Source organism: Micromonospora sp. HUAS YX12 (assembly GCF_040215685.1).
Lineage (GTDB): Bacteria > Actinomycetota > Actinomycetes > Mycobacteriales > Micromonosporaceae > Micromonospora > Micromonospora tulbaghiae.
The window spans coordinates 1,988,153-2,000,516 of sequence record NZ_CP157974.1; the positions used below are offsets into that span (position 1 = coordinate 1,988,153).

At 75.3% G+C, this 12,364-nt stretch carries 9 protein-coding genes; 6 read left to right on the plus strand and 3 right to left on the minus strand.

What is annotated here, in order from left to right; translation table 11 throughout:
• Position 1: 1 nt before the first annotated feature.
• Entirely contained in the window at positions 2–3,940 is a 3,939-nt protein-coding gene (gene eccCa, locus ABIH81_RS09795) for a type VII secretion protein EccCa (protein ID WP_349879989.1), read from the minus strand.
• 105 nt (positions 3,941–4,045) lie between these two features.
• Here eccCa and eccD point away from each other — a divergent pair, with 105 nt between their 5' ends.
• Complete coding sequence (eccD, locus tag ABIH81_RS09800; RefSeq protein WP_349879990.1) at positions 4,046–5,428, plus strand: type VII secretion integral membrane protein EccD; 1,383 nt, start codon at positions 4,046–4,048, stop codon at positions 5,426–5,428.
• 55 nt (positions 5,429–5,483) lie between these two features.
• On the opposite strand, the gene ABIH81_RS09805 is transcribed toward eccD, so the two are convergent.
• Complete coding sequence (locus ABIH81_RS09805; protein ID WP_013288994.1) at positions 5,484–5,990, minus strand: inorganic diphosphatase; 507 nt, start codon at positions 5,988–5,990, stop codon at positions 5,484–5,486.
• 490 nt (positions 5,991–6,480) lie between these two features.
• Here ABIH81_RS09805 and dacB point away from each other — a divergent pair, with 490 nt between their 5' ends.
• The 3 genes from dacB to tilS all read left to right on the plus strand — a co-directional run bounded on the left by dacB (position 6,481) and on the right by tilS (position 10,060).
• Complete coding sequence (gene dacB, locus ABIH81_RS09810; RefSeq protein ID WP_349881057.1) at positions 6,481–7,911, plus strand: D-alanyl-D-alanine carboxypeptidase/D-alanyl-D-alanine-endopeptidase; 1,431 nt, start codon at positions 6,481–6,483, stop codon at positions 7,909–7,911.
• A gap of 66 nt (positions 7,912–7,977) precedes the next feature.
• Positions 7,978–9,045: a zinc-dependent metalloprotease gene (locus ABIH81_RS09815; RefSeq protein WP_349879992.1), complete on the plus strand. Its 1,068-nt coding sequence runs from the start codon at positions 7,978–7,980 to the stop codon at positions 9,043–9,045.
• A 64-nt stretch (positions 9,046–9,109) separates the two neighbouring features.
• Positions 9,110–10,060: a tRNA lysidine(34) synthetase TilS gene (tilS, locus tag ABIH81_RS09820; protein ID WP_349879993.1), complete on the plus strand. Its 951-nt coding sequence runs from the start codon at positions 9,110–9,112 to the stop codon at positions 10,058–10,060.
• A 113-nt stretch (positions 10,061–10,173) separates the two neighbouring features.
• Here tilS and ABIH81_RS09825 read toward each other — a convergent pair whose 3' ends face one another.
• A complete protein-coding gene (locus ABIH81_RS09825) occupies positions 10,174–11,133 on the minus strand; it encodes a helix-turn-helix domain-containing protein (protein ID WP_349879994.1) in 960 nt (319 codons plus the stop codon).
• A 150-nt stretch (positions 11,134–11,283) separates the two neighbouring features.
• On the opposite strand from ABIH81_RS09825, the gene ABIH81_RS09830 reads away from it, so the two are divergent.
• Together ABIH81_RS09830 and hpt are read left to right on the plus strand one after the other, a co-directional pair.
• Positions 11,284–11,421 carry a hypothetical protein gene (locus ABIH81_RS09830; RefSeq protein WP_281579563.1) on the plus strand — a complete coding sequence of 46 codons (138 nt, stop codon included), beginning with the start codon at positions 11,284–11,286 and terminating at the stop codon, positions 11,419–11,421.
• Between the two features lie 99 nt (positions 11,422–11,520).
• A complete protein-coding gene (gene hpt, locus ABIH81_RS09835; protein ID WP_013288988.1) occupies positions 11,521–12,096 on the plus strand; it encodes a hypoxanthine phosphoribosyltransferase in 576 nt (191 codons plus the stop codon).
• Positions 12,097–12,364 lie beyond the last annotated feature (268 nt).

Genomic DNA, 12,364 nt, shown 5'->3' on the forward strand with positions numbered 1-12,364 from the left:
ATCACCCGGGCGGGAGATGCGCCAACTGCACCAGGCGCACCCCCTCCCGGCGAGTGACCAGACGCGCCCGGCCCGGGGGCAGCGGCCCGGCCTTCACCTGACCGACGAGCGCACCCTCCTCCGGGCCGCCCGACATCACCAGCCCGGCCGTGGACAGCTCGCGCAGCCGCTGCACGATCGGCTCGTACGCGGTCCGCCCGGCACCGCCGGTACGCCGCGCCAGCACCAGGTGCAGCCCGACGTCCCGCGCGTGCGGCAGGTGCTCCTCCAGCGCCCGCAACGGGTTCGTCGGCCCGCCGGCCACCAGGTCGTAGTCGTCGACGAGCACGAACAGCTCCGGCCCCTTCCACCACGACCGGCTGCGCAGCTGCGCCGGGGTCACCTCCGGCCCCGGCTGCCGGCCCTGGAGATAGCCGGCGGCCGACTCGATCAGCTCGGCGGTGTGCGGCGCGGCGGTGCCGTACCCGATCAGGTGCGGCGTCTCGATCACGCCCATCAGGCTGCGCCGGTAGTCCACAAGCATCACCCGGGCCTGCTCCGGGGTGAACCGGTCGACGATCGAGGTGGCGAGCGCCCGCAGGAACGACGACTTGCCGCACTCGGGGTCGCCGAAGACCACGAAGTTCGGCTCGGTGGCGAAGTCCAGCACCACCTGGGACAGGTCCGCCTCGGCCACGCCGATCGGGAACGCCAGCCCGCTCGTCGCGCTCTGATCCAGCTCGGCGTACGGCAGCACCGGCGGAAGCAGCCGCACCCGGGGCGCGGACGGGCCGGTCCACGCGCCGGCCACCGCCTTCACCAGATCGGCGGTCTCCGCGCCCAGTGCCTCGACACGGGGTTCGGCGGTGAGGAAGTGCAGTCCGCCCGACGTGATGCCGCGTCCCGGACGCTCCTCCGGCACGGTGGCCGCCAGCGCCCGCTTGACCACCACCGAGTCGGCCGGGTCGCCGAGGCGCAACTCCAGCCGGGAGCCGAACAGGTCACGGATCGCCGGGCGGAAGTCCGACCAGCGCAGGGCGCTCGCCACCACGTGCACCCCGTACGCCAGGCCCCGGACGGCGAGTTCGGTGACCAGCGGTTCCAGATCCTCGTACTCGCCGCGTAGCGTGTTCCAGCCGTCCACCACCAGGAACACGTCCCCGAACGGGTCCGGCGCGCCCGCCGCCCGCCGCCGTCGCCACGCGGCCATCGACTCCACACCGGCCTCGGCGAAACGCCGTTCCCGCTCGGCCAGCAGGCCGGCGACCTCGCCGAAGGTACGGCGCACGGCGGTCCCGTCGGTCCGCCCGCTGACGCCGCCCACGTGCGGCAGGTCGCGCAGCGTGCCGAGCGTCCCGCTGCCGAAGTCGAGGCAGTAGACCTGCACCTCGGCCGGGGTGTGGGTGAGCGCGAGCGCGCAGACCAGCGTCCGCAGCAGGCTGGACCGGCCGCTACGGGTGGTGCCGACCACCGCGACGTGCCCGGCCGCGCCGTCCAGCGCCAGCCAGAGCAGGTCACGCCGCTGCTCGAACGGCTTGTCCACCACCGCCACCGGCACCTGGAGCGCCCCGTGCAGCTCCGGATTGGCCACGGTGAGCCCGCGTGCCGGGTCGGCGCCGACCGGGCCGAGCAGCTCGTCCAGGGCGGGCGAGGCGTCCAGCGGCGGCAGCCACACCTGGTGCGCCGGCGGGCCCTGCCCGGCCAGCCGGTCCACGAGCAGGTCGAGGAGCGTCTCGCCGCTGTCGTCCTCGGCGGGCGGTGCGACGGGCTCGGGCGGCTCGGGCACCGGGACCAGGTGGGTGGAGAACGCGAGCACGCGCGCCTCACCGGTGCCGGACGCGCCCGCCGCACCGCCGCGGCGGCGGACCGCGCCGGAGACGTACGCGGCCTTGAACCGGACCAGCGGGTCGGTGCCCGAGCGCAGGTAACCGTGCCCCGGGCTGCGTGGCAGCTCGTGCGCGTCCGGCACGCCCAGCACCGTCCGGGACTCCAGCGCCGAGAACGTCCGCAACCCGATCCGGTACGACAGGTGCGTGTCCAGCCCGCGCAGCCGCCCCTCCTCCAGCCGCTGGCTGGCCAGCAGCAGGTGCACGCCGAGCGACCGGCCCAGCCGCCCGATCTGCACGAACAGGTCGATGAAGTCGGGCTTGGCGGACAGCAGCTCGGAGAACTCGTCGCAGATCAGCAGCAGCGACGGCAGCGGGGCCAGCGGCGAGCCGGCCGCCCGGGCCCGCTCGTAGTCGCGCACGCTCGCGAAGTTGCCGGCCCGGCGCAGCAGCTCCTGCCGGCGCATCAGCTCACCGTTGATCGCGTCCACCATCCGGTCGACCAGCGGCAGCGCGTCGGCCAGGTTGGTGATCACGGCGGCGGTGTGCGGCAGCCGCTCGAACGGCGCGAACGTGGCGCCGCCCTTGAAGTCGACGAGCACGAAGTTGAGCTGCTCCGAGCTGTGCGTGGCGGCCAGCCCGAGCACCAGCGTGCGCAGCAGCTCCGACTTGCCCGAGCCGGTCGCGCCGATCAGCAGGCCGTGCGGGCCCATGCCGTCCTGCGCCGACTCCTTCAGGTCGAGGTCGATCGCCCCGCCGTCGGCGCCCACCCCGATCGGCACCCGCAGCCGGTCCCGCGCGGCCCGGGGCGCCCAGCCCTGCTCGGCGGTGAAGCTCTCCGGGTCGCCGAGACCCAGCAGCTCGGGCAGGCCCAGCTCGGCGCCGGGCGGCGCGTCCGGTCCGCGTACCGTGCCGGCGAGCCGCAGCGGCGCGAGCCGCCGGGCCACCGCCTCGGCGTCGGTGGGCGCCAGCGCGTCGGCGGCGCCCACCTCGGCATGCCCCTCGGCGGAGTGCGAGTGCAGCCGGCCGTCGACCAGGTCGAGCAGGAGCGCGTACCGGTCGAGCAGCCGGGGCGGCGGGGTGTCCAGGTCGAGCACGGTGACCGCGTCGATGCCGCCGTCACCGGCCAGGTCGGTCGCGCCGGTCAGGTCGCCGCCGTCGAGCACCACCACGACGTGCGGCCCGTCGGTCGCGGTGCCGTGCGGGCTGAACCGGGACCGGGCGCCGAGCACGTCGTCGAGCAGCCGTTCCAGGTCGGCGGCGGAACTGGTGACCAGCCGCACCGGGCCCAGCGCGTCGGTGCGCGCCGGATGGTGGGCGTGCGGCAGCCACTTCACCCACTCCCAGGCCGTCCGGCGTTCCGGCCCGGCGCAGACCGCGATCAGCAGCTCGTCCGGCGCGTGGAAGACGGCGAGCTGGGTGAGCACCGCCCGGGCCAGCGCCTGCGCGGCGGGCGACCCGGCGCCGCGTACCGGGCCGGCCGGCCCGCGCACGAAGACCCGGGCGAAGCTGCGCAGCGACAACGCCACCGGCAGGTCCGGCACCACCGAGTACGCGTCCAGGAAGCGCCGCAGCGCCCCGGCCGTCATCGGCTCCAGCTCCTCCAGCGGGCGGGTGACCGGCGGGACCAGCGGGGTGGCCAGCGTCTGCGGACCCACGCCGACCCGGACCACGGCGAAGTCCGGGTCGCCCGGCCGGCGTTCCCAGACCCGGTGACTGTCGACTGTCGACCAGAGCCGCCCCGGCTCGGGATGGCGGTAGGACAGCCCGGCCCGCTGGGCCCCGGCGGTCTCCCGCACCCGGCGCCGGAGCGTGGCCAGGTGGCGCAGGTACTCCCGGCGGGCGGCCATCAGCTCGGACTTCTTCGGCCCGGCGCTGCCCCAGGTGGTCACCAGCATCGCCAGCGAGGAGAGGCCGAACATGCCGCCCACCACGTACGAGTAGGCCCCGCCGCCGCGGCCGAACATCATCGCCATGGCCACCGTCCCGCCGAGCATCGGCAGCACCATCAGCGCCTGCTGCCAGCGCCCACCGGCCGCGGCGGGGATCTCCGGCGGCGCCTCGACGGGCAGCTCACCGACCGGGATCTCCGGCGCCGGGCGGCGTGGCGGCCGCTTGATGACGACAGTGGACACTCGACCTCCCCGGAAGTGGCTCTGGGTAACCCGAGCCTGGCTCATCGTAGGTAAAGTCCTCTCGTCCGTCAGCCCACTCCCTCCGCCCGATATGGAGATGCCTCGATGACAAGCGGGCTCGCCCGGGTCACGATCAGCGCGCCCAGGCGGCGGGTCGACGTGGCCCTACCGGAGCAGGTCCCCCTGGCCGAGCTGCTGCCCGAGGTGCTCCGGCACGCCGGTGAGGGGCTGGCCGACGACGGGGAACGGCACGGCGGGTGGGTGCTGCGCCGCACCGACGGCGCGGTGCTGGCCACCGCCCAGGCACTGCTGCCGCAGGGCGTCCGCGACGGCGAGGTGCTGCACCTGGTGCCGGCCCGCGCCCAGTGGCCCGAACTGGAGTACGACGACGTGGTCGAGGCGATCGTGGACGGCGCCCGGCGCCGGGGCGCCGCCTGGTCGGGCCCGGCCACCCGGGCCGCCGCGCTCGCCGGCGCCGCCGTACCCCTTGCGGTCGGGCTGGTCGCCGTGGTCGCGGCCGGTCCGGGTGCGCGCGGCTGGCCGGTCGCCGCGGCGGTCGCCCTGATCCTGGTGCTCACCGCCACCGCCGCGTCCCGGGCGTACGGGGACGGCCCGGTAGGCGCCACGCTCGGCGGGTACGCGCTGCCCTGGGCCGCGGCGGCCGGAGCGCTGGCTGTCACCTCCGGCGATCCGGTCGGCCCGGTCCCCGGCCTGCGCTGGGTGGGCGCCCCCGAACTACTGGTCGGCTCGGTGACGCTGCTGCTGGCGGCGGTGCTCGGCCTGCTCGGCGTGGCCAGCCGGTCCCGCGTCTCCGTGGCCGGCGTGACGGCCGGCGTGGCCGGCGTGGCGGCAGCGCTCGGCGGGCTGCTGCTCGACCCGGACGGCACCGCCGCGGTCCTGCTCGCCGTGCTGGTGTTCGCGCTCGGCGGGCTGCCGCTGCTGGCCATCCGGGTCGGCAAGCTGCCGCTGCCGCCGCTCACCCTGCCCACCCCGGCCGGCACCCGCGACCTGCCGGACCGGGGCCGGGTGCACGCGGCGGTGGCCCGCGCCGAGGAGGTGCTCACGGGGATGCTGCTCGGCCACGCGGTGCTCGCGGTCGGCGCGGTCGCGGTGCTCGTCTCCGTCGGCCGGACCGCCGGGCTGCTGCTCGCCGCCGTCGCCTGTGGGGTGCTGCTGCTGCGCTCCCGCCTGTTCGTGGCGGTACGGCACCGGGTGCCCGCGATCGTCGCCGGGCTGGCCGGGTTCGCCCTGCTCGGCGTGGTGCTGGCCGGCCGGGCCGGTCCGGGTGGCCGGCTCGTGCTGACAGTGGGCGGGCTGGCCCTGGCCCTGACGGCGGTCACCGCCGGCGCCACGTACGCCCGGCGCCCGGTCTCCCCGTACCTCGGCCGGCTGGCCGACCTGACCGACACCGCGCTCGTGGTCGCTGTGGTGCCGGTGGCCTGCGCGGTGCTCGGCCTCTACGACCGGGCCCGCGACCTGCTCGCCTGAACACGCGGAGGCCCGGGTCGCGAAGCGCGACCCGGGCCCCCGGCAAGCATGATCGTCAGTGCAGCGTCTCGCCGCGCTCCTCGGCCTCCTTGGCGCGCCGGTACGAGGCGGCGATCTCCGCCTCGGCCTCGACCCGGCCCACCCAGGTCGCGCCCTCGACCGACTTGCCCGGCTCCAGGTCCTTGTAGACCTCGAAGAAGTGCTGGATCTCCAGCCGGTCGAACTCGCCCAGGTGGTGGATGTCGCGCAGGTGCTCCTGACGCGGGTCCTCGTAGGGCACGCAGAGGACCTTGTCGTCGCCGCCCTTCTCGTCCGTCATCCGGAACATGCCGATGGTGCGGCAGCGGATCAGGCAGCCCGGGAACGTCGGCTCCGGCACCAGCACCAGCGCGTCCAGCGGGTCGCCGTCCTCGCCCAGGGTGCCCTCGATGAACCCGTAGTCGGCCGGGTACTGCGTGGAGGTGAAGAGGGTGCGGTCCAGCCGGATGCGGCCGGTCGCGTGGTCTACCTCGTACTTGTTGCGGTGACCCTTGGGGATCTCAACCGTGACGTCGAAATCCATCTTCCACGCTCCCTCGTTTGCCCACGCTGGCTAACGGAAACCAGCGGCTCACCCCCCGCGCGGGGTGAACGCCCCCCGTCGGCTCCGGCCGCCGCATAGTGTTCGGACCGAAGTAGTGTCGCCCAAGGCGATTTCGAGCGGGGAGGAGGGGGCCGTGGGGAGGGAAGATTCACACTACCGCCCCGAGAGGGTTGACGGGCGCGGGTCCGCCGGTTCCGCTTCCGGCGGGGCCACCGGGCGGGTGTCCGTCCCGGGGGCGAACGTCCCCCATCGTCCCTCTCCGGCCACCGGGTCCGCCCGCGTCGGCCCGCCGCACCACGGCTCCGGCCCGGCGGGCGGCTCGGCCCGCGTCGGCCCGCCGCACGACCCGACGGCTGGGCTGAACTGGCCCGGCGCGCCGGACCCGATCCCGGTCAGCCCGCCGGTCCCGCCGGTCGGTGCCGCGCCGCCCGTACCCTCCGGGCCGCCCCCGGCTCGGCCGCGACGCCGCCTGCGGCTCGTCGCGGCGCTCGCCTGCGTGCTCGTGCTGGCCCTGGCGGTGGCCGGGCTCGCCGTGCTGCGCCCCGGCCCGGTCGCCGGGTGGCTGGGCGACGACGACAGCACGGGTACGGCGGTCGCCCCGTCGCCCGAGCCCTCCCCGCAGGCCGTGCTGGCCGGCCCGGACGGCAACGCCCCGCTGCCCACCGGGTCCGGCATCCGTTCCGCCCTGGACCCGCTGGTCCGCGCCGCCGCGCTCGGCGACCGGGTGCACGTGGCGGTGGCCGACGTGAGCACCGGCCAGGCGCTCTACGGCAGCGGCCAGGACACCCCCACCGTGCCCGCCTCGGTGACCAAGCTGGCGACCGGTGTGGCGGTGCTCGCGGCGCGCGGCCCGGCGTACCGGATCCCGACCCGGGCGGTGGCCGGGGCCAACCCGGGCGAGGTGGTCCTGGTCGGCGGCGGTGACCCCACGCTCGCCGTGGACAAGAACGGCTTCTACCCCGGCGCGGCCCGGCTGGACGACCTCGCCGCCCAGGTGCGCGACGCGCTCGGCGGCACCGCCCCGACCAAGGTGATCGTCGACTCGTCGCTGTTCAGCGGCCCGGTCTTCGAGCCCGGCTGGGATCCCGACATTCCCACCGGCGGCTTCGGCGCGGCGATCACCGCGTTGATGACCGATGGCGCCCGGAAGAACGCGGCGGAGGCGCGGCGCACCGCCGAGCAGACCAACCACGCCGCCGAGCGGGTGCCGCAGCCCGACCTGACCGCCGGCCGGCAGTTCGCCAAGCTGCTCGGCCTGACCGGCGGTGCCGCCCAGGTGACCCGGGGCACCGCGCCGGCCGCGTCCGGCGCCACGGGTACGGCCCCCGGCGCCGAACTCGGCACTGTCGAGTCCCTGCCGATGATCCGGCTGGTCGACATCATGATCAGCGACAGCGACAACGTGATCGCCGAGGCGATGGCCCGCCAGGTGGCGCTCGCCAAGGGCAAGCCCGGCTCGTTCGCCGGCGGCGCGGCGGCCACCGACCAGGTGCTCGGCGAGCTGGGCCTGCCCGCGGGCGAGATCAGCCTCGCCGACGGCAGCGGGCTGTCCCGCACCAACCGGATCAGTCCCTCGCTGCTCACCGACCTGATCACGCTCGCCGGCAACGGCAGCCACCCCGAACTCGCCGCGATCTTCGGCGGCCTGCCGGTCGGCGGCTGGTCCGGCACGCTCGACGAGCGCTACCGGGCGGCGGCGACCCGAGCCGGAGCGGGCGTCGTCCGGGCCAAGACCGGCACGCTGAGCGGCGTCAACGCCATCGCCGGCACGGTGACCACAGCCGACGGCCGGCTGCTCACGTTCGCCGTGCTCACCGACCGCACGCAGGGCTCGCTGGACGAGACCCGGGCGGCGCTGGACCGGATCAGCTCCGCGCTGGCCGGGTGCGGCTGCCGCTGACCGACGGGCGTCGATCGGCCGGCGCGAGCCCGGGTGGGGGTGTTGCGGCGCGGGTACGGTGGGTTCATGGCGCAGTTCGTGGACTGGGATCTGGCCGCCGCTACCGCGGGGGCGCTGAGCAAGTCGGGCCCCCGGGTGTCGTACGCCGAGGCCACCGACGTGGTCGGCGACCTGCGCCGGCTGACCGAGGAGGCGGCCGGTCACGTCGCCGACTACACCGGCCTGCGTGCGCAGGTCGCGCACCCGCCGGTGCGCGTGGTCGACCGCCGGGACTGGGCGGCGGCGAACATCGCCGGGCTGCGTGAGGTGGTCTCCCCGCTGGTCGAGCGCCTCTCCGGCGACAAGCGGCCGGGTGCGCTCACCGAGGCGATCGGCTCCCGGGTGACCGGTGTGCAGGCCGGCACCGTGCTGGCGTACCTCTCCGGCCGCGTGCTCGGCCAGTACGAGGTCTTCGCCGGCGACCCCGGCCAGCTGCTGCTGGTGGCGCCGAACATCCTCGAGGTCGAGCGGAAGCTCGGCGCCGACTCGCGGGACTTCCGGCTCTGGGTGTGCCTGCACGAGGTCACCCACCGCACGCAGTTCACCGCCGTGCCGTGGATGCGCGCGTACTTCCTCGGTGAGGTGCAGGCGTTCGTGGATGCCTCCCAGGGCGGCGAGCACCTGCTGGAACGGCTCCGCCGCGGCGTCGCGACGCTCTCCGACGCGGTCAAGGATCCGGAGAGCCGGGCCAGCGTGCTGGACATCGTGCAGACCCCGGCCCAGCGCGCGGTGCTGGACCGGCTGACCGCGCTGATGACGCTGCTGGAGGGCCACGCCGAGTTCGTGATGGACGGCGTGGGCCCCCAGGTCATCCCCAGCGTCGATTCGATCCGGGCGGCGTTCAACCGCCGCCGCGAGTCCGGCAACCCGCTGGAGAAGGCGATCCGGCGGCTGCTCGGCATCGAGGTCAAGATGCGCCAGTACGCCGAGGGCCGCAAGTTCGTGCACGGCGTGGTCGACCGGGTGGGGATGCCGGGCTTCAACAAGATCTTCTCGTCCCCGCTGACGCTGCCCCGCCTCGACGAGCTGGGCGACCCGGACGCCTGGGTGTCCCGCGTACACGGGCCCGCCGGTGCCACCCCGCCCGTCGGCTGATCCGCCCGGCTCGGCTGGTTCCGGCGCGCGCCGCTCTCCGTCGCCCGCCCCCGCCGTCGCCGCGGTGCGGCTCGCCGTCCGCCGGGTGCTGACCTGTCTGCCGGGCGCCGGCCCGGTGCTGGTGGCCTGCTCCGGCGGTGCCGACTCGCTCGCGCTCGCCGCGGCCACCGCGTTCGTGGCCCCCCGGCTCGGGCGCCCGGCCGGCCTGGTGACGGTCGACCACGGCCTGCAGGCCGGGTCCGCCGAACGGGCCGAGGCGGTCGCCGGCTGGGCCCGCGCCGAAGGGCTCGACCCGGTCGAGGTGATTCCGGTACGCGTGGACGGCCGGCCCGGTGGCCCGGAGGCGGCCGCCCGCGAGGCCCGGTACGAGGCGCTCATCGCCGCCGCACACCGGTACGACGCAGCCGGGGTGCTGCTCGGGCACACGCGCGACGACCAGGCCGAGACCGTCCTGCTGGCGCTGGCCCGGGGCGCCGGACCGCGAGGGCTGTCCGGGATGCCGGAGCGGCGCGACGTCGACGCGGTGCCCCTGCTGCGCCCGCTGCTCGACGTCCCGCGCGCCGGCACCCGGGCCGCCTGCGCCGCGCTCGGACTCGATCCGTGGGCGGACCCGCACAACGCCGACCCCGCGTACGCCCGGGCGCGGGTCCGGGCCGACGTGCTGCCGGCACTCGTCGACGCGCTGGGGCCGGGGGTGGTGGCGAACCTCGCCCGTACCGCCGGGCTGCTCGCGGCCGACAACGCCGCGCTCGACGCGCTCGCCGACGCCGCGCTCGCCGACGTCCGGACCGAGGGGGGCGGGCTGTCCGTCGCCGGGCTGGCCGGGTTGCCGGCCGCCGTCCGTACCCGGGTGCTGCACACCTGGGCCCGCGAGCTGGGCGCGACGCCGGCCGCGCTGTCCCACAGTCACGTGGCGGCACTGGACGCCCTGGTGACGGCGTGGCGCGGCCAGGGCCCGGTGCACCTCCCCGGCGGCCACCAGGTACGCCGCCACGCCGGCCACCTCCTGCCCTGACGCCGCGCCCCCGCTTCACCCCCCACCCCGTTGATCAAGGACTTCTGGTCCCGTTCCGGCCCGCCCCAGGCCCCGAACTCCTTGATCACCGCCGCGGGTGTGGGGCGGGGCGGTCAGGTGGTCTGGCGGTCTCGGAAGGTGGTGCGGTAGGCCAGGGGGGTGGTGCCCACCCGGCGGGTGAAGTGGTGCCGCAGGGCCGCCGAGTCACCGAAGCCCGCCTGCTCGGCGACGCTCTCCACGCTCAGTGAGGTGTCCTCCAGCAGGTGCCGGGCCAGCAGCACCCGCTGGTTGGTCACCCAGTCGTGCGGGGTGGTGCCGGTCTCGGCGCGGAACCGGCGGGCGAACGTGCGCGGGGCCATCCCGGCGCGGGCCGCCAGCTCGTCCACCGTCACCGGCCGGCGCAGGTGTCCCATCAGCCATTCCAGCACCGGTTCCAGTGTGGGTGCCTCCGGCGCCTTGGGGATCGGCGCCTCGACGTACTGCGACTGGCCGCCGTCGCGGTGCGGCGGCACCACCATCCGGCGGGCCAGCCGGGTCGCCACCGCGGAGCCGTGCTCCTGGCGTACCAGATGCAGGCAGGCGTCGATGCCGGCGGCGGTGCCGGCGCTGGTGAGCAGCCGGCCGTCCTGCACGTAGAGCGAGTCGCACTGGACCCGGGCGGCCGGGAAGCGCTGCTGGAGTTCGTCGGTGTACCGCCAGTGGGTGGTGCAGTCGCGCCCGTCGAGCACGCCCGCCTCACCGAGGACGAACGCGCCGGCGCAGACGCTGAGCAGCCAGGCGCCCCGGTCGGCGGCGCGGCGCAGCGCGGCGAGCACCGGCTCGGGGAGCGGGGTGCCGTCGGCGTGCGCGGGCACCGCCACCAGGTCGGCGTCCTCGACCGGGCTCAGGTCGGCGGTGGGGGTGAGCAGGAAGCCGGAGCGGCTGCGGACCGCGCCGCCGTCGGCGGTGCAGACGTCGAACCGGCACCCGGGGAAGCCGTCGGCGGTGCGGTCGGTGCCGAAGACCTCGGCGAGCACGCCGAGTTCGAACGCGGCGACCTGGTCCATGGCGATGACGGCGACCGAGCGGAGCATGTGACGAGGGTAACCCGACAGGTGGCAGTAAATCGATGCCAGCTGACATTCCTGCCACTGTCCGGATCGGTCGGTGGCCCGCAGAATCGATGGTGTCCGGTGCGCACCGGCGGCGAAAACAGTCTCAACCGTGTGAAAGTGAGCGCCGCCATGACCGTTCTGCTGCTCCTGCTCTTCCTGCTCCTCCTCGTCGGTGCCAGCGCCTTCGGGCTCACCGCCGACACCCGCGACTCGGCCGACTGGAAGCCGAGCGACGACGGGCAGCGCTGGCGCTCCCGCACCTGCTGAGGTGATTTATTCAGTTCGCGCCGAAAATCCCCGGCGGGACCGCGCCAAAAGGGGCGGCCCCGCCGACGGCGGCACCGGGGCGTACGGCAGGCTAGGAGCATGGCTGACGGCTCCTGGTACGACGCCGACATCGACCACGTGATCATCTCGGAGGCGCAGATCCGCGACAAGACCGCGGAGCTGGCCAAGCAGGTCTCGGCGGACTACGCCCACGTCGAGGACGGCCTGCTGCTCGTGTGTGTGCTCAAGGGAGCGGTCATGTTCATGGCCGACTTCGCCCGCGCGCTGGGCCGCCAGGGCCCGCCCGCCGAGCTGGAGTTCATGGCCGTCTCGTCCTACGGCCAGGGCACCACCTCGTCCGGCGTGGTCCGCATCCTCAAGGACCTGGACCGGGACATCGCCGGCCGCCACGTGGTGGTCGTCGAGGACATCGTCGACTCCGGCCTGACGCTGTCCTGGCTGCTGCGCTACCTGGAGTCGCGTTCCGCGGCGAGCGTCGAGGTGGTCGCGCTGTTCCGCAAGCCGGACGCGGTCAAGGTGCAGGTCCCGGTCAAGTACGTCGGGTTCGACATCCCGACCGAGTTCGTCGTGGGCTACGGGCTCGACTTCGGCGAGCGGTACCGCGAGGTGCCCTACGTCGGGGTGCTCAAGCCCGAGGTGTACGCGCGAGCCTGAGGGTTCGCCGAGCCCTTCGTCAGCTGACATTCAGCGGGTTCTCAGTCTTCCGGTCTACGGTAGGGACCGGTGACGTGGAGGCACCCTCCACGCCCGGCCCCTCGAACCGCGTGACCGTGCGGTGTGGGCGGGCCGGGTGGGAGCTCCCCGCCACGCCGGCTCAACACCCCGGTTCGCCCTACGCGTAAGTGCCGGGCTCGCAAGCTCACTCGTCGCCCGCGCCGAGGTTTCGAATGTGCGCGACTGCGGGGCTCGCAAGCTCACTCCT